At 43.4% G+C, this 19,396-nt stretch carries 14 protein-coding genes and 1 tRNA gene; 5 read left to right on the forward strand and 10 right to left on the reverse strand.

Annotated elements, in window-relative coordinates:
* The first annotated feature begins 22 nt into the window (after nucleotides 1-22).
* A complete protein-coding gene (locus tag FHS68_RS12390) occupies nucleotides 23-1,126 on the forward strand; it encodes an MBL fold metallo-hydrolase (RefSeq protein ID WP_167270417.1) in 1,104 nt (367 codons plus the stop codon).
* 71 nt (nucleotides 1,127-1,197) lie between these two features.
* On the opposite strand, the gene FHS68_RS12395 is transcribed toward FHS68_RS12390, so the two are convergent.
* On the reverse strand, nucleotides 1,198-3,930 hold the full coding sequence (locus FHS68_RS12395; protein WP_167270419.1) for a T9SS type A sorting domain-containing protein: 2,733 nt from the start codon (nucleotides 3,928-3,930) through the stop codon (nucleotides 1,198-1,200).
* A 256-nt stretch (nucleotides 3,931-4,186) separates the two neighbouring features.
* Nucleotides 4,187-4,258, reverse strand: a tRNA-Glu gene (locus tag FHS68_RS12400).
* A 252-nt stretch (nucleotides 4,259-4,510) separates the two neighbouring features.
* On the opposite strand from FHS68_RS12400, the gene FHS68_RS12405 reads away from it, so the two are divergent.
* Nucleotides 4,511-7,000, forward strand: coding sequence for a M14 family zinc carboxypeptidase (locus FHS68_RS12405; RefSeq protein ID WP_167270421.1), 2,490 nt, complete (start codon nucleotides 4,511-4,513; stop codon nucleotides 6,998-7,000).
* 29 nt (nucleotides 7,001-7,029) lie between these two features.
* On the opposite strand, the gene aroQ is transcribed toward FHS68_RS12405, so the two are convergent.
* Nucleotides 7,030-7,449 carry a type II 3-dehydroquinate dehydratase gene (gene aroQ, locus FHS68_RS12410; RefSeq protein ID WP_167270423.1) on the reverse strand — a complete coding sequence of 140 codons (420 nt, stop codon included), beginning with the start codon at nucleotides 7,447-7,449 and terminating at the stop codon, nucleotides 7,030-7,032.
* 39 nt (nucleotides 7,450-7,488) lie between these two features.
* Between aroQ and xerD the strand changes: the two genes are divergently transcribed.
* The gene (gene xerD / locus FHS68_RS12415; RefSeq protein WP_167270425.1) at nucleotides 7,489-8,385 is read left to right on the forward strand and encodes a site-specific tyrosine recombinase XerD; all 897 of its coding nucleotides are present in this window, start codon (nucleotides 7,489-7,491) and stop codon (nucleotides 8,383-8,385) included.
* Between the two features lie 16 nt (nucleotides 8,386-8,401).
* Here xerD and FHS68_RS12420 read toward each other — a convergent pair whose 3' ends face one another.
* A complete protein-coding gene (locus FHS68_RS12420) occupies nucleotides 8,402-8,614 on the reverse strand; it encodes a hypothetical protein (RefSeq protein WP_167270427.1) in 213 nt (70 codons plus the stop codon).
* Nucleotides 8,607-9,113 (reverse strand): SixA phosphatase family protein, encoded by a 507-nt coding sequence (locus FHS68_RS12425; RefSeq protein WP_167270429.1) that lies wholly within the window; start codon nucleotides 9,111-9,113, stop codon nucleotides 8,607-8,609. The genes FHS68_RS12420 and FHS68_RS12425 overlap by 8 nt, the downstream gene beginning before the upstream one ends.
* Nucleotides 9,114-9,309: 196 nt before the next feature.
* On the opposite strand from FHS68_RS12425, the gene sppA reads away from it, so the two are divergent.
* Nucleotides 9,310-11,076 (forward strand): signal peptide peptidase SppA, encoded by a 1,767-nt coding sequence (sppA, locus tag FHS68_RS12430; RefSeq protein ID WP_167270431.1) that lies wholly within the window; start codon nucleotides 9,310-9,312, stop codon nucleotides 11,074-11,076.
* A 51-nt stretch (nucleotides 11,077-11,127) separates the two neighbouring features.
* On the opposite strand, the gene FHS68_RS12435 is transcribed toward sppA, so the two are convergent.
* The 4 genes from FHS68_RS12435 to metH form a co-directional block, all read right to left on the reverse strand.
* Complete coding sequence (locus FHS68_RS12435) at nucleotides 11,128-12,048, reverse strand: YihY/virulence factor BrkB family protein (RefSeq protein ID WP_167270433.1); 921 nt, start codon at nucleotides 12,046-12,048, stop codon at nucleotides 11,128-11,130.
* A gap of 92 nt (nucleotides 12,049-12,140) precedes the next feature.
* Nucleotides 12,141-13,379, reverse strand: coding sequence for a NupC/NupG family nucleoside CNT transporter (locus tag FHS68_RS12440; RefSeq protein ID WP_167270435.1), 1,239 nt, complete (start codon nucleotides 13,377-13,379; stop codon nucleotides 12,141-12,143).
* 94 nt (nucleotides 13,380-13,473) lie between these two features.
* A complete protein-coding gene (locus FHS68_RS12445) occupies nucleotides 13,474-14,022 on the reverse strand; it encodes a YybH family protein (RefSeq protein ID WP_167270437.1) in 549 nt (182 codons plus the stop codon).
* Between the two features lie 201 nt (nucleotides 14,023-14,223).
* Complete coding sequence (gene metH, locus FHS68_RS12450; RefSeq protein WP_167270439.1) at nucleotides 14,224-18,048, reverse strand: methionine synthase; 3,825 nt, start codon at nucleotides 18,046-18,048, stop codon at nucleotides 14,224-14,226.
* 189 nt (nucleotides 18,049-18,237) lie between these two features.
* On the opposite strand from metH, the gene FHS68_RS12455 reads away from it, so the two are divergent.
* Nucleotides 18,238-18,714: an Lrp/AsnC family transcriptional regulator gene (locus FHS68_RS12455; RefSeq protein ID WP_167270441.1), complete on the forward strand. Its 477-nt coding sequence runs from the start codon at nucleotides 18,238-18,240 to the stop codon at nucleotides 18,712-18,714.
* 54 nt (nucleotides 18,715-18,768) lie between these two features.
* Here FHS68_RS12455 and FHS68_RS12460 read toward each other — a convergent pair whose 3' ends face one another.
* Nucleotides 18,769-19,380, reverse strand: a complete 612-nt coding sequence (locus FHS68_RS12460) for a hypothetical protein (protein ID WP_167270443.1) — start codon at nucleotides 19,378-19,380, stop codon at nucleotides 18,769-18,771.
* Between the last annotated feature and the right edge of the window lie 16 nt (nucleotides 19,381-19,396).

Genomic DNA, 19,396 nt, shown 5'->3' on the forward strand with positions numbered 1-19,396 from the left:
GAAAAGACTTAAAAAAATCCTTATGATATTTTTTGTAATACTGGCACTGCTGATTATCGGTGTTGTTTTGTTTATGCGCCAGCCGCAATTTGGAAGACAGCCTTCTGGCGTACGTTTGGAAAGAATTAAACAATCGCCAAATTACCGCGATGAAAAATTTCAAAATGAAAGCTTTACACCTGATCTGGCTGAGGGATCGAGCTACCTCAATGTGATAATCAAATTTTTCTTTGGCAAAAGCAAGTATAATATCCCGGGAGCACCGATTCCATCGCAAAAGACAGATTTGCTGCATTTAAATCCCGACGAGAATGTCTTGGTCTGGTTTGGGCATTCCTCTTATTTCATGCAGATTGACGGGAAAAAATTTCTCGTCGACCCCGTTTTCAGCGGCAGCGCATCGCCTGCCAGTTTTATCACACCAAGCTTCAAGGGAACCGACGTTTATACCGTTGCGGATTTTCCGGACATCGATTATCTCCTGCTATCTCACGATCATTATGACCATTTGGATTACGAAACCATTTTAAAGCTTAAACCAAAAGTAAAAATGATAGTTACTGGCCTGGGAACCGGCGAGCATTTCGAATATTGGGGTTATGATCCGTCTTTGATCGTCGAAAAAGATTGGAATGAGACGGTCGATCTTGGAAATGGCTTCAAGGTAACTGCTACTCCGGCGCGCCACTTTTCTGGTAGGCAGTTTAGCAGAAATAAAGCACTTTGGGTGTCGATGGTATTGCAAACTCCATCGCTGAAAATTTTTATTGGAGGCGACTCAGGTTATGATAGTCATTTCAAAAAGATTGGTGAACGATACGGTCCTTTTGACTTGGCATTGCTGGAATGTGGCCAGTACAATGAGGCCTGGAAATACATTCACATGATGCCCGAAGAAACGGTAACTGCCGCCAAAGAACTGAAAGCCAAAAAATTAATGCCGGTCCATTGGGCCAAATTCTCCCTCGCCCTCCACGACTGGAACGAACCTATCCAAAGAGCCTCCGCCGAAGCAAAAAAACAAGGTGTGCCACTCGTTACGCCGCTAATTGGCCAGAAAGTAAACTTAATAGCGGAGCAAATTTTTCCGGAATGGTGGAAGGAGAAGGGGTTGCAGCCGGAATAGGAAGAGCGTTGTTTGAACAAAAAAAGCCGCTCGTGAAAGCGGCTTTTTGTCAAAGTGACAGTCTCAAAAACTTATTTAACTTTCAAAAAGCGGAGTTTAGAAAGTTCTCCATTGTGGGAGATTTTGATAATATAGCTTCCGGCAATCAGTTTTTTCACGTTCAGTCGGTGATTATTATTTCCCTCGGCTATCTGAACCTGAAAACTACTTACTTCCAAACCCGCAACGTTATAAATGCTAACATTCGATAGCCCGGATGTGCGTGAAGCAAATTGGATGTCGACGTAATCCTGGGCAGGGTTTGGTGCCGCTATCCTGCCTGTAATAATGCCCGGATTAATGGCAATCATCTTGCTCTTTTCGAATGTACCATCAATATCAATTTGTTTTAATTGATAGTAATTAATACCCAGCAAAGGCCGCTCGTCTACAAAATGGTACCAGCCCACTCGCTGATCAGTAAGGGAAACTTTGCCCAAAACTGTCTCATTTTTCAGTTTATCGTCATAGCGCAGCACTTCGAATTCTTTTCCATCCTCCTCTTGCACTACCTCCCATGATAATTCAACTCCTTTGTCAACAACTTCACCTTCGAAATTGGCAATGTAAATAGGCAGTGTTCCATCCACTTTAAAATCGGCTGAAGATACCGCAGAAGTACAATTACCTCCCTGAATCTGCAAAGTATAATCACCGTCCGCCAGCGTAGTATACTCGATTAGCGGGCTGCTGCTTCTCGGAGCTACACGGTTTGAGCGCATCAAAGCGTTTCCTTTCATGATTTTCCAATCGATCGCAGAAACGTTCAGTCCATCAAATTTAAACGTCAAACTGTTCTTATCTGGCTTTGTTAAAGAAATCAGGTTCGGACCCTTGGTACAGGGAGGCAAAGGGGCAACCGGCACAACAAATGCCTTGGTGGCAGCGGTACCCTTACAATCCTCTGGCGTCAGTTGCAAAGTGTAAGTGCCCGCAGCAAGATTTGGGAAACTGAGATTTGTCGATTTAGTATTCAGATAAGCTGTTTTTCCGCTGCCAAACTCATTTGAATTCTGCAACACTTTCCACGAAAAGATCTGAAGATTTGTTCCGGCAAAATCGACTGTCAGACCTGTCTGGGAAATGTTTTTGATCGTTGAAATGCTCGGCCCTCCAATGCAGTCGGGGATAGCAGGGGTTGGCACTGTAAAGTTCATTTCGCTTTGCCCGGAAATGCAGTTCCCTCCCTCGATCGCAAGCTTGTAGTTTCCAGGCGAAAGTGATCCAAAAGTCAGGTTAACTGTCGACCCGCTAAGATTTCCTATTGTATTATTGGCAACCGTGTTTGCGCCGGAGAGAATTTTCCACTTGATACTATTGACTCCAACTCCGTCAAAAGTAAACCGGAGACTGGTTGGTGTAATGTTTGTTACCGTTTTCAAAGTCGGGCCTGACGCGCAATTCGGTGTGGTAGAACCTGGCACTGTGAAGTTGATTTCGCTTTGTCCCGAAGTACAGTCCCCTCCTTCTATCACAAGCTTGTAATTTCCAGGCGAAAGCGTCCCATAACTGATATTGACCTCTGAGCTGGTCAGATTCCCGGTTGTAGCGTTGGCAACCGTGCTGGTACCCGACAGAATTTTCCACTTGACCGTATGCACTCCAAGTCCATTGAAAGTAAAACGAAGACTGGTTGCAGTAATATTGGTTACAGTCAGCACAGTAGGACCGGATATGCAATTTCCAACAGGCGCAACTGGCACTGTGAAGTTCAATTCACTGGATGCAGAGTTACAATTGCCGCCTTCGATCACAAGCTTGTAATTTCCTGATGAAAGTGATCCAAAACTCAAATTCACGGTGGTACTGCCAAGGTTACCCGTTGTACCGTTGGCAACGGTATTGGAGCCAGAGAGAATTTTCCATTTAATGCTACTCACGCCACTTCCTTGATAGGTAAACTGAAGACTGGTCTGAGTAACATTGGTCACCGTTTTAACGGTAGGGCCTGAGGCACAGTTAGCGTCGACAATTGGCGTGGCAGGTTTAGGAACTCTCGGCCAGAAACAACCATTGGCCATCTCTTTGGTCAGTACACCTCTCCACTTAGGAGCCAGGTAACTTCCGTTTGCGCCGTCAATCGTGAAATTGATCAGACCCATTTGCAGGTTCTCAGTACCGTTGTCATTTGGGCCCTGCTGAACACCGATACGAAGAAGACCATTTCTTACTCTGACATGCTGACGAGTTTCGCCCCAGTCAGCTACATAGGTTCCAAGCAAGTCACCATCTTCCATCGCATAACCTTTGCATGTAATCTGACCCGCACTGTTTCTCCCTAGTAATTGAACCGCCGCCGTACTTGGGTCGAGCGGATTGACACAAGCGTCAATCAGGGACCCGTTGGTGGGATTATTCGGAAATGTATTTTCAACTAAATAAAAAAGGACGAAAATGTTATCTGTTATCGTCCCTCCCCAGTTTAAATATATTCTGTTATCCTGTAATCGGACAATCATCGACTTTCCATCGTTGGTGTGCCCTAGCACTTCGCCGTTTTCCCAAATTCGGCCTCCACAGGAAACCTTATTTGCAAGTGGTGCAGGCTGCTCTGTAATTGTCTTGGTTTTAAAAGTAAATGGTTTGTCTGCCGATTCCGCGTAAGGATTGTTAATGGTGTAAGAATGATTCAAATCTGTCACTATACTGCTTTCAACTTGTGCACTGTCTGCAACCAACCGCAGGTTTGTTCCGACCTCAAACGGAGCTGCTGCTACAGTGCCTGCCATACCTACCGCGAAAAACATTTTCAGTAAAAAATTCATAGAGTGTTAAAATTAGTGAGCAAAATAATTGAGATGAAATTCTAATATATATGTAACTTATTCTATACTATTATCCAAATATACTACAACATAATATTAATATTTCACTTGTTAGTAGAATAAAATTGGTTTTTTAACGTTTCTCCTACCCAATTTGAAAATAACGTTGATAATGAGAGGGATAGGGCAATAAAAAAACCGCCCTGAAACAGGACGGTTTTATAAGGATTGAAAGTGCTTTTCTTCGCACGGTTTGTGACCCATAGGGGAATCGAACCCCTGTTTCAACCGTGAAAGGGTCGTGTCCTAACCGCTAGACGAATGGGCCGACTGGTCTCCTACTTCGCGCGTTTTTAAGCACTTTCTTTCACTATTTGCTTCCGGTTTCCGAAAACGTGGTGCAAAGATGCACGGTTGAATTTAAAATTCCAAGATTGGATCCGAAATAAAGCCGAGATATTTTATTAAGCCTTCACTTCCAACAACTTCATTTAAAATGTTTTTTTATCCCATTACTCATGACGTTAAGTTCAGGTAACTTTCTAAATTTGGGTTTAGGCGTTCCACTCATTTTTTGCTCATGCTAAAAGTTGTCCATTTTCTCCTCTTACTATTTTCTCTCAATCAAGTCTTTGCCCAAAATACCACTCCCGATCAATACCTCGGCTTTCCATTGGGATCTAAGTTCGCTTTTCATAGTCAGATTGTTCAGTACTTCACCACATTGCAATCCCAGAATAAGGATCGCATGAAGCTGACACAATATGGCACCACCAACGAAGGCCGGCCATTGATGATCGCGTTCGTTTCATCGCCTGAGAACATCAGTAAGTTGAATGCTATCCGCGAAAATCATCTGAAAAGCATTGGATTAATGCCTGGCAAGCCTGATGCCAGCGCTCCGCCAATCGTTTGGATGAGCTATAATGTGCATGGAAACGAATCGGTTTCCGCCAATGCGAGTTTGAAAGTGATTTATGAGCTATTGAATAAGAATAACTCGTTAACGCAGGACTTTCTCAAAAATATGGTGATCATGATCGATCCGTGTATCAATCCGGACGGTTATGAAAGATATACGCAATGGTATAACCGCGTGCAAAATACAGTACCCGATGTAACTCCGTTTGCTACAGAACATGACGAACCTTGGCCGGGAGGACGGTTCAACCATTATTTATTCGATCTTAACCGCGATTGGGCATGGCAAACGCAGAAAGAAACACAAGAAAGGATCGCTCTTTACAATCAGTGGATGCCGCACTTTCATGCTGACTTTCATGAAATGGGCTCGTCCAGAAGCTACTATTTCCCACCGGCGGCCAAACCTTTTCATAAAGACATTACACCCTGGCAACGCCAATTCAATGATCTGATTGGTGAATATTGCCGCAAGTATTTTGATAAAAATAACTGGGCCTATTTTACCAAATACAATTACGACTTGTTTTACCCAAGCTATGGAGATACCTGGCCAACCGTCAATGGCGCCGTGGGTGTTACTTATGAGCAAGGAGGCGGAGGTCGGGCCGGACTAGGTATTGAACGCAGGGAAGAGCACGATACATTGACCTTGACAAGTCGTATCTCACACCATTACGCGACCAGCCTCGCGACGTTGGAAGCCGTACAATCTCAAAAGGAAAAAATTGTTGAAGAATTTATCAAGTATCATGATAATGCAGCGAAGGTGCCCGGAGGTACTTACAAGACTTATCTGGTTAAAACAAAAGGTCAGGAGGAGCGGATCAGGTCATTTGGGGATTGGCTCACCAGACAGGGAATTACCTATGGCATTGCAGGCAAATCGGTTACAACAAAAGGTACGGAACTGATCAACGCGACGGATGAATCGGTCAAAATAGAGAATAACGATTTACTTATTACTGCGTACCAGCCAAAATCAAATCTTTTAAGAATACTTTTTGAACCGAAACCCATCCTCGAAGACTCAGTGACCTATGACGTCACAAGCTGGGGGCTTTCCTATATTTTCGGGCTGAAAGCTTATGGTTTAAAGGAAAAGCTAACTCCCGCTCCCTACCAATCTGAAAAGATCGAAAATCCAGTTCCCGGTTTTACACCTTACGCCTACATAGCAAAATGGTCGGAGGTTGAGGATGCTGTTTTTCTGGCTGAGCTATTGAAGAATGGCATTTTGGTCAAAACGTCTAATGTGCCATTCGAAATTGACAATGCAAAATTTAATGCCGGAACATTAATCATCACAAAAAAAGGAAATGAGCGAACTGATTTTGACAAATTGGTCACTTCGATTGCTTCCAAGCATTATGTAAAATTACTGCCCGTAAAAACCGGTATGGTAACTTCCGGTTCTGACTTTGGAGATGATCATATCGCTGCGTTGAAAACGCCAAAAATAGTGGTGCTCAGCGGTGATGGCATATCTGCTACTGCGTTCGGCGCCGTTTGGCATTATTTCGAACAACAGATCAAGTATCCAGCCACAATCGTCAATGCGGGAAAACTTCTCTCGTTACCCTGGGCTGAAATCGATGTGTTGATCCTTCCCGATGGCAAGTACGGGGATATGTTGGGTGAAAAGCAATTGGAAGTACTGCAAAATTGGGTGAAAAGCGGCGGAAAGGTCATTGCCATGGAGGGTGCCACAGATGCATTCATAAATAAAACCGGATTTAATCTTTCAAAAAAATCCTCCGACAAAAAGAAAGACGCCGATTTTTTTAAAAAATATGGCGACAAGGAGAGAGCTGATGCCAGTGATTCGTCCCCGGGGAGTATGTTCCAATTAACCATGGATAAAACCCACCCGCTTTCCTTTGGTTGCAGCGACGAATATGTGACGCTGGTGAGGGATTCCTATGAAAGAGAATATCTTAAAGAGGGCTGGAATGTCGGTTATCTGACAGAAACTGGTTACAAAGCCGGGTTTGTTGGGAGTAAGATGTCAGGAAAACTTAAAAATACGCTTATTCTTGGAGTTCAGGAAATGGGTAAGGGCCAGGTTATCTATATGATGGAAGACCCCGTCTTTCGCGCAATGCTCTATAACGGAAAGATTCTTTTCAGCAACGCGGTTTTTAGATAGCAGCAATTTTGATTTCACTCAATCAAAATTCACTCATTCAAAAATCGAACCGCCAACTCATATCCTCTAAGCCCCAGGCCACAGATCATGCCTTTGCATCTTGAAGATATATAGCTGTGGTGGCGAAATGGTTCTCGTGCGTGAATGTTGGAGATATGAACTTCCACGGCTGGCGTTGTTACCGAGGACAATGCATCTGCGAGGGCTATCGACGAATGACTTAATCCGCCAGCATTGATTATCATACCGTCGAACGAGAAGCCAATTTCGTGAATTTTGTCAATCAGCGCTCCTTCGTGGTTGGATTGGTAGTAGTGCAATTCAATATTTGCGAAAGTGTTTTTTAGCGTTTCAAAATAATCTTCAAATGATTGACTGCCATAAACGCTGGGCTCGCGCCTTCCTAAAAGATTCAAATTGGGGCCATTTAGGATCAATATCTTTTTCATTTGATTCTTGCAAATTTAAATAATTGCTATTTTCCTGATATGTGGCAAAGCTACATCAAACATTTTAAAAATTATCTTCGTCTCGAACGCTCCCTATCCGGTAATTCCGTGGAGGCGTATGTGAGGGATGTGGAAAAATTAGAAGAGTTTTTGACGCTAACAAAAGTCGACCTGCCTCCTGCCCGCATTGAAGAAGCGCATCTGAGTGCCTTCCTGAAATACCTCTCAGAACTTGGTCTTGCAGCGCATTCGCAAGCCAGAATGTTGTCCGGAATCAAGGCATTTTTCAAGTATTTACTATTGGAAAATGAAATTTCGGAAAATCCTACCGAGCTACTGGAATCTCCTCGCCTGCCCAGAAAATTACCGGACGTTCTGTCGTATGAAGACATCGAATCCATGCTGGCTGCAATTGATCATTCCACACCGGAAGGCACGCGGAACCGGGCGATCATTGAAGTTTTGTATAGCTCGGGGCTACGGGTTTCTGAGCTCACAGGTCTGCTGATCACGCATTGCTATTTTGATATCGGTTTTATTCGGATTTTGGGAAAAGGGGACAAAGTAAGACTTGTACCGATTGGCAGGGAAGCTATCAAGTACACACAACTTTATCTGGAACATGTAAGAAATGATATTGCACCTAAAAAGGATAGTGAAGACATTGTATTTCTCAACCGCAGAGGCGGTCAGTTGACGAGGGTAATGATTTTCTTGATCATCAAAGATCTTGCAGAAAAAGCAGGTATAAATAAAACCGTCAGCCCGCACACGTTCCGACATTCATTCGCGACACATTTGATTGAAGGCGGCGCCAGTTTGCGGGCCGTTCAGGAAATGCTGGGGCATGAATCAATCACAACGACGGAAATCTACACGCATTTGGACAGGGACTATCTGCGTCAAGTCATTACGGAATTTCATCCCAGGGGTTAGAAAAGTCATGGATGAACTACTTAACTTCCTTCAAAAGCGAATCAAGCAAAAGTGAATCTGAATCAGGCGTAGCTCCCGGCAAGGCCCGGTTCAATTGCTTGGGCTTGTTCCAGGGTGCAGTTGTGCGACTAGACATATCATAGGAAATGTATGCAAACAACGCTACAAACAGAATGAAAACGATGATGAAAATCCTCCGGTTCTTATTAGGTTTTTGCGGTTCATTCATCGTCCCTGACCTGCTTTGGCGTTTTATAGAGGCTCAAATTACCAGTTTTGGCAGATACCTCTTCCCATTTCAGGTTTTCGAAATCAATAAAGGCAATACCCGCCTTTTTCATGGATCCCAAATTTGCTCCGGTGAGGTATTCGGCAAAATAAGTAATGTCGGGATTGTGGCCGAAAAGGATTAAGGTGGAGAATGTTTCTGGAACGGTGTTCACAGCGCCCAGGTAAGCCCTTGGACCGCCGTTGTAGATTTCAGGACGAGGATTGATGGATGAAATATTAACTCCCAGTTCCCCGGCAATGATTTCTGCTGTTCTGTAAGCCCTGGATGCCGGACTCGAAATGAATATTTCCGGCTTTACATTAAGCTCTGCAAGCCATTTTCCCATTGCCTGCGATTCCGCCATACCTTTATTATTCAGGTTTCTATCAAAATCCTTAGTCCTGAAATTTTGGTCTTCCGCAGTAGCATGGCGGACTAAAATGAGTGTTTTTTTCATTGCTTTCAATTTCCACAAAAATACAGAATATGACTGGCTAAATGTTTTCGAACCCCAGGAAAAAATGACTGCATTAATAACCATTTAATGTCCCTTAATGACCTTCTGACATTATTTTTTCGCCAAAGCGCGACAAATAATCCATAATTTTGTTCCTTACGTAACTATAAAAAAAACTTTATCAGACCATTATAAGATGTTACAATTTTTTAAATATGTCCTGGCTACGTTCGTCGGTATAATCCTTTTCCTGTTTTTGTCCATTTTTATTTTGGCAGGAATTGGCGCCATGTTCTCGAAAGATGAGGAAGTGGTGCTGGACGACAAATCGGTACTCAGGCTAGACTTGAATAAGCCAATTCAGGAAGTTGGGATAGAAAATCCTTTTTCAGATTTCAATGGGATTTTTGATGGAGGTGAGGATGTTGTTGGCTTGAAAGACATTGTTGAAGCCCTTAAAAATGCTCAGATTGATAATAAGATTAAAGGGATCTACTTGAAAACCGAAGGACCGCAAGCAGGATGGGCTACTTTGGAAGAGATCAGAAATCAACTGCTTGAATTCAGAAAGTCCGGGAAATTCATTGTAACATATGGCGAAAGCTTCTCTGAAAAAGGCTACTACATCGCTTCTGTGTCAGACAAAATTTACCTCAACCCAGCTGGCGGTCTTGAATGGAACGGGCTTTCCGCAGAATACAGTTTCTTTAAAGGAACATTTGACAAACTTGAAATCAAACCGCTCGTTTTTCGGGTAGGTGAATTCAAAAGTGCCATCGAAATGTTCTCCCGTCAGGATATGAGTGAGGCAAGTAAAAAACAATCTATTGAGCTGATTGGCGCCATCAATAGCAATTTTCTCAAAAACATTTCGCTTTCGCGTAAAATACCCGTTGGCGACCTGAAAAGCTACGCCGATTCACTTGCAGTTGAGAATCCAAAATCAGCATTAAGGTACAAGTTTGTCACCAATTTAGGCTATCAGGACGAGCTGGATACTTATCTGAAAAAGGAATTGAAAGTAGAAGAGAAAAAGTCGATTGCATACGTAGGTGTTGACAAATATCTCAAAGGTGGAAGTAAGGTTAAAGAAGGCGATTTTAATACAAGGGTTGCCGTTCTGGTTGCAGAGGGAGAGATTACATCGGGCGATGGCGGAGATGACAATATTGGTTCTGAGAAATTTGTAAAAGAATTAAAGGAGATCCGCGAGAATGATAAAATCAAAGCGGTTGTCATTCGTATCAATTCCCCTGGAGGGAGCGCGCTGGCTTCTGACGTCATGTGGCGTGAAATTCAAATTACTGCTAAGAAAAAGCCTGTGATAGCCTCCATGTCGGATGTTGCGGCTTCGGGCGGTTATTATATGGCAATGGGGTGCGATACCATTGTTGCTCAACCTAATACGATTACCGGCTCTATCGGTATTTTCGGCCTGATCTTCAATGTTACGGATTTCATGAATAATAAACTCGGAGTAACTTTTGACGGAGTCGGTACCAGCCCGCATGCGGATTGGCCGACTGCTACCAGGGAGATGACTGAGTTTGAAAAATCGATGATTCAGAAAAGCGTCAATGAAGGATATGATACCTTCACTAAAAAGGCGGCGGAAGGACGGAAGATGTCGGTCGAGAAAATAAGAAGTCTGGCTCAGGGCCGGGTTTGGTCTGGCGTTGAGGCGAAAGAAAATGGTTTGGTAGACGTTTTGGGTGGCGTTGATGACGCGGTCAAAATTGCCGCCAAAGCAGCTAAGTTAAAAGAAGGCGATTATCGCGTTCGTTACTATCCTGAAAAGAAAAAGCCTTTCGAGGAGATTTTAACAAAGGTGATGGGTGACGAAGAAGAAAAAGCTTCTACCAAAGCGCTTGGCGAATTAGCCCCATATGTTAAAATGTATAAAAAACTGATGAATATGGGCGGCATGCAAACCAGGATGCCGTTTGAACTGGTAATCAGATAATTAATTAAGTAAAAAAAAAACTCCTCAGAGCGTCTGAGGAGTTTTTTTTACTTAAACTATTTCTTTTCCTGTCTTCTCATCCAATTCCTGCCTGATAATCAACACCGCATGTTTATTCGGATAGATCCCGACGCCATCCTGCTTTGCATACACTTTGGTGAATTCGGCCCCGAAATAAAGGATGATGGAAGAATAGTAAATCCAGGTGAGAAGTATTACAATGGATGCTGATGTACCATATGCAGCACCTAGATCTGATTGGCCAAGATAAAAACTGATTACAAACTTCCCGATTAAAAATAAAACCGCGGTAAAGGCAGCGCCTACCATGCATTCCTTCCAGCGCAATTCGCCATCGGGAAGTACTTTGAAGATGACAGTAAATAAAGAAGTAATAATGATCAATACCAGAGCGAGATTGACAATATAAAAAAGAACAACTGAAGCCTCCGAGAAAACACGTTCCAAACGATTGCTTAACAAGTCCACCAACGCGCTCGCGCCCAAGGAAACTACCAGTAGAAAGCCCAGTGTAAGTATCAACGAAAAAGAGATTAGCCTGTTTTTGAGATAGTGAAGCCAACCTTTTTTCGGTTTCGATTTGATAGCCCAGATGTAATTGATTGAATCCTGCATTTCGGCAAAAACCCCGGTCGCACCAATAAGTAGGGTAGCGACGCCCAGCGCGGCTGCAACACCTGATTTATTGGATAACTCTGCGTTTTTAATAATCTCTTGTAATTGAGCTGCTGCACTTGCCCCTACTAATCCACTGATTTGGCCAAATAATTCACCTTGAATGGCGTCACGACCAAAAAAAATACTGAATATTGAAATGATTACCAGCAACATGGGCGCCAGCGAAAATATGGTATAATATGATAAGGCGGCACTCAGTTTCAGTCCGTTATCATTTAGGAACTCTCGTACACTTTCTTTGAAAATCGAAAAGTACAGCTTGATATTTTTCATAAAACATGCTTGTATGACTGTCAAAGTGAATTATATAACAAGTCAGCCACAAATATTCATGCCAACATCCTCCGCATCCTGGCTGAAACGGCTTACAAAAGCAGTCCAGCCAGTGTCGCGGACATGTAGGAGGCCAATGTTCCACAGATCAATGCTTTGAACCCAAGCCTGGCTAAATCTGCGCGTCGGGTAGGTGCCAGCTCGCCAATTCCGCCAACCTGAATGGCAATGGAGCTAAAATTAGCAAAACCGCATAAAGCGAAACTGACGATTACTACCGTTTTGTGGTCAAGGGTATCTTTCAGTTTTACCATGTCCAGATATGCAACAAATTCATTGATCACCATTTTAGTACCCATCAACGATCCGGCGGTTTCAATATCCTTTACGGGAACGCCCATTGCCCAGGCGAATATGGAGAAAACCTTTCCTAGTAAGAAGTTGAAACTCAATTGGGGAAATGAAAACAACCCGCCGACGTAACCCAACAGATAATCTAAAAGGGCCACCAGCGCAATAAAGCCTATCAACATGGCGATTACATTGAATCCAACTTTCAAACCTTCGCTCGCGCCGCCAGCAATTGCATCGAGTAAATTGGCGTGGGTCTTCTGGATTTCCAATTTTACTGCACCTTTTGAGCCGGATTCAACTGTTTCAGGAAAAACGATCTTTGAAATGACTAATGCTCCCGGAGCGGCCATTAAGCTGGCAGCGATAAGGTACGGTGCAGGCACTCCCAATGAAATGTACACCGCCATAACTCCGCCCGCAATACAAGCAAAACTTCCTGTCATAGAAGCCATTAGCTCGGAGTTTGTCATGTTTTTGAGGTAAGGCTTGATCATGATCTGGGCTTCCACCTGACCTACAAAAGTACTGGCAACATTGGAAAGAGCTTCTACTCCGCTTACGCCCATAAGCCAATAAACACCTCTCGCAATAACCGAGACCACCCGCTGCATAATGCCCAGGTGGTACAGCATATTTACAAGCACTGCAACAAATATGATAGTAGGAATAATTTTGAAGAAGAAAACGAAATCGTTGCCCGGACCAAAGGCGCGCTGCATGAGATCGGGTCTTACGAGCGTACTGAAAACGAAATCGGCACCTTTATCTGAGAATGAGAGCAACTTTTGGACTTTTTCACCCAACCATTGAAAAATGGCCTGGCCAATATCGGTCCGGAGAATGAAAACTGCAAGACCAAACTGAAGCGCCAAACCCACGACAACTGTCCGGTAATTAATTGCTTTTCTGTTGTTTGACATCGCGAAAGCAATGCCCAGGATCAAGACAATACCAAGCAGTCCTGTAAATCTTTCCATAAATAATTTGTCGCGAATTTTAACCCAAAGGTGCAAAATAGCAACAAATTACCAGTAAGTAACACTTGGTTTGAAATATCCGGAAACCCGGTAATTATTTAGTGGATACGTCTGATTGGTTGATTCCGGCCAGGTTATCTTCGTGTCTATGGTAAATTTTCCAGACATTATTTTCCTTCCGAAAGACGATGGTTACGTGGAGATCCACGGCTTTTCCGTCCGATTGCTTATAATGTTCTTCCTGTAACAGATAAGCCTGATCATCGCCCTGGTTGCTGGCAATTTTACTGAAACTGTAATTGTAATTATTGTGATCGCCGAAAGCATTATCCAAACTGGATTCAACTGCCTTCCAGCCCTTGAATTCCTGATTTGCAATTCCATCAAAAACGGTAACCTCATCATTGTGGGCCCAAAGCGCTTTTAAGGGTTCCGGATTTCCTTTTACAAATTCCTGATGGGCCTGTTGCAATTTAAGCACGGTTGCATCAAAAGATATGCTCTTATCTTCTTTGGGGGAAATAACCTGGCTTGGGTAACCAGCTGTAATAAGCTTCTGATCTGTCTCCCTCGATTTCGTCCTGTATTTAAATGAAGAAGCTAGGAGAATTAATAAAATAAAAACTGAAATATTTCTTTTCATGGCTAATAAACTCTTTATATATATGGCTAAATCGTTTACAAATATCTTATCTAAAATATTGAGAAAATAGAGTACAAATACCTGTTTATTGCTGTTGTTCTTGATTAATACGTGTTTTATTCTGAGAAATTATATTTGACAATAAAAAAAGGAGAATGGATAAATCCACTCTCCCCGGCAATTCATGATGTCGATTAACTCTTAATAGCCCAAAATAGGCGAAAGCCATTTTTCGGTATCCTCTAATGTCATGTTTTTTCTCCGCGCATAATCCTCAACCTGATCTTTGAAGATCTTGCCCACCGGGAAATACCGGCTGTCGGGATGGGAAAAATACCAGCCGCTGACGCTGCTCGCAGGATACATGGCATAACTTTCGGTCAATGTTATTCCCAATTCTTCGGCGCCCAGGAGATCAAACAGCATTCTCTTTTCCGTATGGTCGGGGCAGGCAGGATAACCCGGCGCCGGGCGGATACCCTTATACGTCTCTTTAATCAACTCTTCATTGCTCAGATTTTCACTCTGATCATAACCCCAAAGTTCCTTACGAACTCTCTCGTGCATTAACTCAGCAAGTGCTTCAACCAACCGGTCTGCAAGAGCCTTGACCATGATGCTGTTATAATCGTCATGGTCTTTTTCGAATTTTTCAAGCAATGCTTCTATCCCAATTCCTGCGGTAACCGCAAAGCCTCCAACGTAATCATTATGGCCAGTTTCCAGCGGAGCTACAAAATCGGAAAGGCAATAATTGGCCAGATTGGAGGCTTTTTGGCTTTGTTGGCGCAAATGGTGTAAAACCTTTGCCGTGTCAGCAACAAGTTCGCCGGCTGTATGTGCATCAAATCCCTGCTGACTGATTTTGTACTCAATATGTTGGTGCGAACCGTGCCGTTCACAGGGAATTTCACGGTTTTCTTCTTCAAAATGATGCAGAACAATGTCGTCCTGAATGGAATTAGCAGGCCAAAAACCGATCACCGCCTTCGCTTTCAAGGTTTTGTCACGAATAATTTCTCCAAGAAGCACGGCAGCGTCTTCAAAAAGCTTCATGGCCTCCGAACCGACCACTTTATCCTCGAATATTTTAGGATACTTTCCATGAAGCTGCCAGGTTTGGAAAAATGGCGTCCAGTCAATGTATTTAGCCACATCGGCCAAATCATAATCATCATAAACCCTGGTTCCAAGAAATTGTGGCTTGGTCGCTTTAAACTTTGACCAATCAATTTTCGCTTTGTTTGCACGTGCCTGATCGATGGCGATATGGGCTTTTTCACCTCCTCGCTTGGCATGATCGTCACGAAGCTTGGCATATTCCGCTTTAATGTCGGACAATACCGACGCCTGGCTCTTTTCACTTTGGATAAGTTTGCCCGCAACCGGAACAGAACGTGACGCATCCAGAACGTGGATGACAGCCCCGGAATAATTAGGGTCAATTTTTACGGCAGTGTGTATCCTGGATGTTGTAGCGCCTCCAATCAGCAGCGGCATGGTAAAGTTTCTGCGCTCCATTTCCTTGGCCACACCTACCATTTCATCCAAAGATGGCGTAATCAGCCCGGATAGGCCGATAATGTCAACATTGTGTTCCACCGCAGCGGCCAGAATTTTGTCTGTCGACACCATAACGCCAAGATCAATGATCTCGTAATTGTTACACCCTAAAACAACTCCCACAATATTTTTACCAATATCATGAACATCGCCTTTCACAGTCGCAAGCAAAATTTTTCCCGCCGAATTGTTTCCCTCACTTTTTTCAGCTTCGATAAAAGGCTGCAGGTAGGCGACCGCTTTCTTCATCACACGGGCAGACTTCACAACCTGCGGCAAAAACATTTTTCCTTCTCCAAACAGATCGCCGACAATGCTCATTCCGTCCATCAAAGGGCCCTCAATCACCTCTAATGGTCTTATGAACAGATGCCTGCATTCTTCCACATCCTCGTCAATATAGTCTGAAATGCCTTTAACCAGGGCATGCGAAATACGCTCCTTAATTGGTAGAAGCCGCCACGTCAGGTCGGGGCCAGTTTGTGTTTTTCCTTTATCCTTAACGGTTTCTGCATAAGTTACCAATCGTTCGGTCGAATCGGCCCGGCGATTAAGTAACACATCTTCCACCAGCTCCAAGACATCTTTTGGAATTTCATCATAAATGCCTATTTGAGAAGCATTTACAATTCCCATATCCATTCCTGCGCGGATCGCATGGTATAAAAATGCGGTATGGATCGCCTCACGAACAGGCTCATTTCCACGAAAACTGAACGACACATTGGATACACCGCCTGATACTTTGGCATGCGGCAAATTCTCTTTGATCCAGCGAACCGCATTGATAAAGTCCACTGCATAACTATTATGCTCCTCCATTCCCGTCGCAACGGTCAGGATATTAGGGTCAAAAATGATATCCTCAGGAGGAAAACCGACCTCATCGACTAATATCCGATAAGCCCTGGCGCAAATTTCTTTCCTGCGTTCCAGGTTATCCGCCTGTCCTTGCTCGTCAAAAGCCATCACAACCGTCGCCGCGCCATAACGCAGTACGGTTCTTGCAGATTCTTTGAATTTTTCCTCCCCTTCTTTCAAGGAAATAGAATTTACAATTGACTTACCCTGCACACATTTCAGCCCAGATTCGATTACTTCCCACTTGGAAGAATCAATCATCAGCGGGACTTTTGAAATATCTGGTTCGGAAACTATGAGGTTCACGAATGTTTTCATGGCCTCAACGCCATCGATCATTCCCTCATCCAGGTTTATATCAATAACCTGAGCGCCACTTTCCACCTGTTCCCGCGCGATACTTAATGCTTCGTCATATCTGCTTTCGCGGACCAGTCTGGCAAATTTCTTGGATCCTGTCACATTACAACGTTCTCCAATGTTGACAAAATTGGTTAATGCAGTGATTTTGACGGGTTCCAGACCCGACAATTTCATTACCGTTTCTGTCGATGGCAACACTCTCGGACTATATTTCTTTGCTAAATCAGCGATCACCCGAATGTGATCCGGAGTTGTTCCGCAGCATCCGCCAATGATATTGATGAGGTTATCTCTCAAAAACCCATCAATCACTTCGCCCATCTGCTCTGGCGACTCGTCATATTCCCCCATTTCATTGGGTAGCCCTGCATTGGGGTGAGCTGAGGTAAAGAAAGGGGCTTCTTTTGCCAATATCTGCACATAAGGCCTCATTAAGTCTGCGCCCAACGCACAATTCAACCCTACTGATAATAGCGGTAAATGCGAAATCGATGTAAGAAATGCTTCCGTTGTCTGACCGGATAATGTCCTTCCGGATGCATCCGTGATGGTCCCCGAAATCATGATGGGAAGTGATTCGCCGGGCGCGCATTTCCAGGAGGCCTGCCTTTCTACCTTACCATTTTTTGCATCAACAAAAAATTGATCAATGGCGAATAATGCAGCCTTCGCATTCAGTGTATCAAATATCGTTTCAACCAACAAAACGTCGCAACCACCATCGGTTAACCCTTTGACTTGTTCATAGTAAGCGGTTACCAACTGATCAAAACTGATCGCGCGGTATCCAGGATTATTTACGTCAGGAGATAATGATGCGGTACGGTTGGTTGGCCCGATAGAACCCGCCACAAACCGTGGTTTGTCTGGTTCATCTTCGGTGAATTCATCTGCTACCTCCCGCGCCAATCGTGCCGACTCATAGTTCAATTCATAAACAAATTCCTCCATCCCATAGTCAGCCATGGCAATGGTAGTTCCCGAGAACGTATTCGTCTCAGCTATATCTGCTCCCGCTTCAAAATAAGCGGCATGGATTTCTTTGATAATGTCTGGGCGGGTGAGCGAAAGTAAATCGTTGTTCCCTTTCACATCTTGTCCCCAATCCTTGAACCTTTCTCCCCGATAGTCATGATCCTCCAACTTGTAGCGCTGGATCATGGTGCCCATGGCTCCGTCAAGTACCAATATGCGGCTTTTCAGAATTTCACGGATATCTGCTTTTTGAGTTGCTATCATTTTTTGTAATCGATAACTGAATAATTCCTGCCTTAATAGGCAACATTTTTTGAAGAGACAAAATTAAAGTAATAGATGTTTTATTCAATAAATCAAAAAAATTTAGACTAATAGTCTACGATTATCAGCGTTGCTAAATTATTCATCTATATTCGGCGGAATGAAATTGTGAATAAAGATATTCTATCTATGTATAATCTGGACGAAACCGACGCTAAAATCCTTCATTTGCTTCAACAGGATGCGACTTTAAAAACAAGGGAATTATCAGAAAAGTTAAACCTTTCTTACACGCCAGTGTATGAACGCGTGAGGCGATTGGAAAAAGAAGGCGTGATCAAGAAATATGTAGCGCTTGTTGACAGGGAGAAAGTGGGAAAAAAACTAATGGCCTTTTGCAACATTGCATTGAAGGAACATTCAAAAGTGATGGGTGAAAAATTTGTTAAAGCGGTTATGGCCATGCCGGAGGTTACAGAATGCTTCAATATATCAGGTGATTATGATTTTTTATTAAAAGTAATCGTTGACGATATGTCGCAATACCAGCAATTTTTAATGCAGAAACTAGGGTCATTGGAGAACATTGGAAGCACGCACAGTTTATTTGTGATGGGAGAAATCAAAAATTCCTATGCATTGGAAATGCTGGCTACTAAAAAATAAATACGGTGCCGGAAGGTCCAGCACCGTATTTCAACTCACCCCTAACAAAAATTTTTAATGCTTTTTATGGCGTTTGATCAGCTTGTCCAATACTTTATTGAATGAACCGTCTGCATTGAAAAGCAAAACCTGCACTTTGCTATCCACCAGAATTCCTACAAAATACTCGCCCGCTTCATTCTTTCCCGCCAGCTTGATCTCAGCGCTTGCATAATTCAATGTGATGTAATCAGTTATTGCACCTGGCAATGCACTAATCTCCACTTTGGTAAGCTTAGCAATATGACCGTGACGCTTCAATTCTTCCTTGAAACTTCCGTCTGCATTAAATAACAATCCCTTAGCTGTTCCATCAGCCAAAGTAACCGCAACAACTACCTTACCGGATTCATCCTTCGCCGCATACTTTATCTCCGAACCCGGATAAGTAGTGTTGATATAATCTGTGATTGAGGCCGCCAAATCCGCCGTCGCAACTTCCGTTAGTTTCCCTTTACATTTACCCAATGTCACAGAATCCGAGGAAACGGAATATCGCGCAGCAGCATCAGCAACGCTCTCAAAATCAACAGAATCTTCCGCAGGATCCAATCCTGCATTCTCTCTTTGACAAGCACCCATCAGAATGCTTACCAACACAACCAGCGAAAGTGTAATTCTCTTCATGTTAATCAGGAATTGT

It is taken from the genome of Dyadobacter arcticus, from assembly GCF_011762185.1.
In the GTDB taxonomy this organism is placed as follows: domain Bacteria; phylum Bacteroidota; class Bacteroidia; order Cytophagales; family Spirosomataceae; genus Dyadobacter; species Dyadobacter arcticus.

What these genes read in the sequence shown, in the direction of transcription:
- sppA (WP_167270431.1), top strand. Translation starts at nt 9,310, where the DNA reads ATGTTACAATTTTTTAAATATGTCCTGGCTACGTTCGTCGGTATAATC.
- FHS68_RS12425 (WP_167270429.1), bottom strand. Translation starts at nt 9,113, where the DNA reads ATGAAAAAAACACTCATTTTAGTCCGCCATGCTACTGCGGAAGACCAA.
- FHS68_RS12445 (WP_167270437.1), bottom strand. Translation starts at nt 14,022, where the DNA reads ATGAAAAGAAATATTTCAGTTTTTATTTTATTAATTCTCCTAGCTTCT.
- FHS68_RS12420 (WP_167270427.1), bottom strand. Translation starts at nt 8,614, where the DNA reads ATGAATGAACCGCAAAAACCTAATAAGAACCGGAGGATTTTCATCATC.
- FHS68_RS12395 (WP_167270419.1), bottom strand. Translation starts at nt 3,930, where the DNA reads ATGAATTTTTTACTGAAAATGTTTTTCGCGGTAGGTATGGCAGGCACT.
- aroQ (WP_167270423.1), bottom strand. Translation starts at nt 7,449, where the DNA reads ATGAAAAAGATATTGATCCTAAATGGCCCCAATTTGAATCTTTTAGGA.
- FHS68_RS12390 (WP_167270417.1), top strand. Translation starts at nt 23, where the DNA reads ATGATATTTTTTGTAATACTGGCACTGCTGATTATCGGTGTTGTTTTG.
- xerD (WP_167270425.1), top strand. Translation starts at nt 7,489, where the DNA reads ATGTGGCAAAGCTACATCAAACATTTTAAAAATTATCTTCGTCTCGAA.
- FHS68_RS12405 (WP_167270421.1), top strand. Translation starts at nt 4,511, where the DNA reads ATGCTAAAAGTTGTCCATTTTCTCCTCTTACTATTTTCTCTCAATCAA.
- FHS68_RS12460 (WP_167270443.1), bottom strand. Translation starts at nt 19,380, where the DNA reads ATGAAGAGAATTACACTTTCGCTGGTTGTGTTGGTAAGCATTCTGATG.
- FHS68_RS12435 (WP_167270433.1), bottom strand. Translation starts at nt 12,048, where the DNA reads ATGAAAAATATCAAGCTGTACTTTTCGATTTTCAAAGAAAGTGTACGA.
- FHS68_RS12440 (WP_167270435.1), bottom strand. Translation starts at nt 13,379, where the DNA reads ATGGAAAGATTTACAGGACTGCTTGGTATTGTCTTGATCCTGGGCATT.
- metH (WP_167270439.1), bottom strand. Translation starts at nt 18,048, where the DNA reads ATGATAGCAACTCAAAAAGCAGATATCCGTGAAATTCTGAAAAGCCGC.
- FHS68_RS12455 (WP_167270441.1), top strand. Translation starts at nt 18,238, where the DNA reads ATGTATAATCTGGACGAAACCGACGCTAAAATCCTTCATTTGCTTCAA.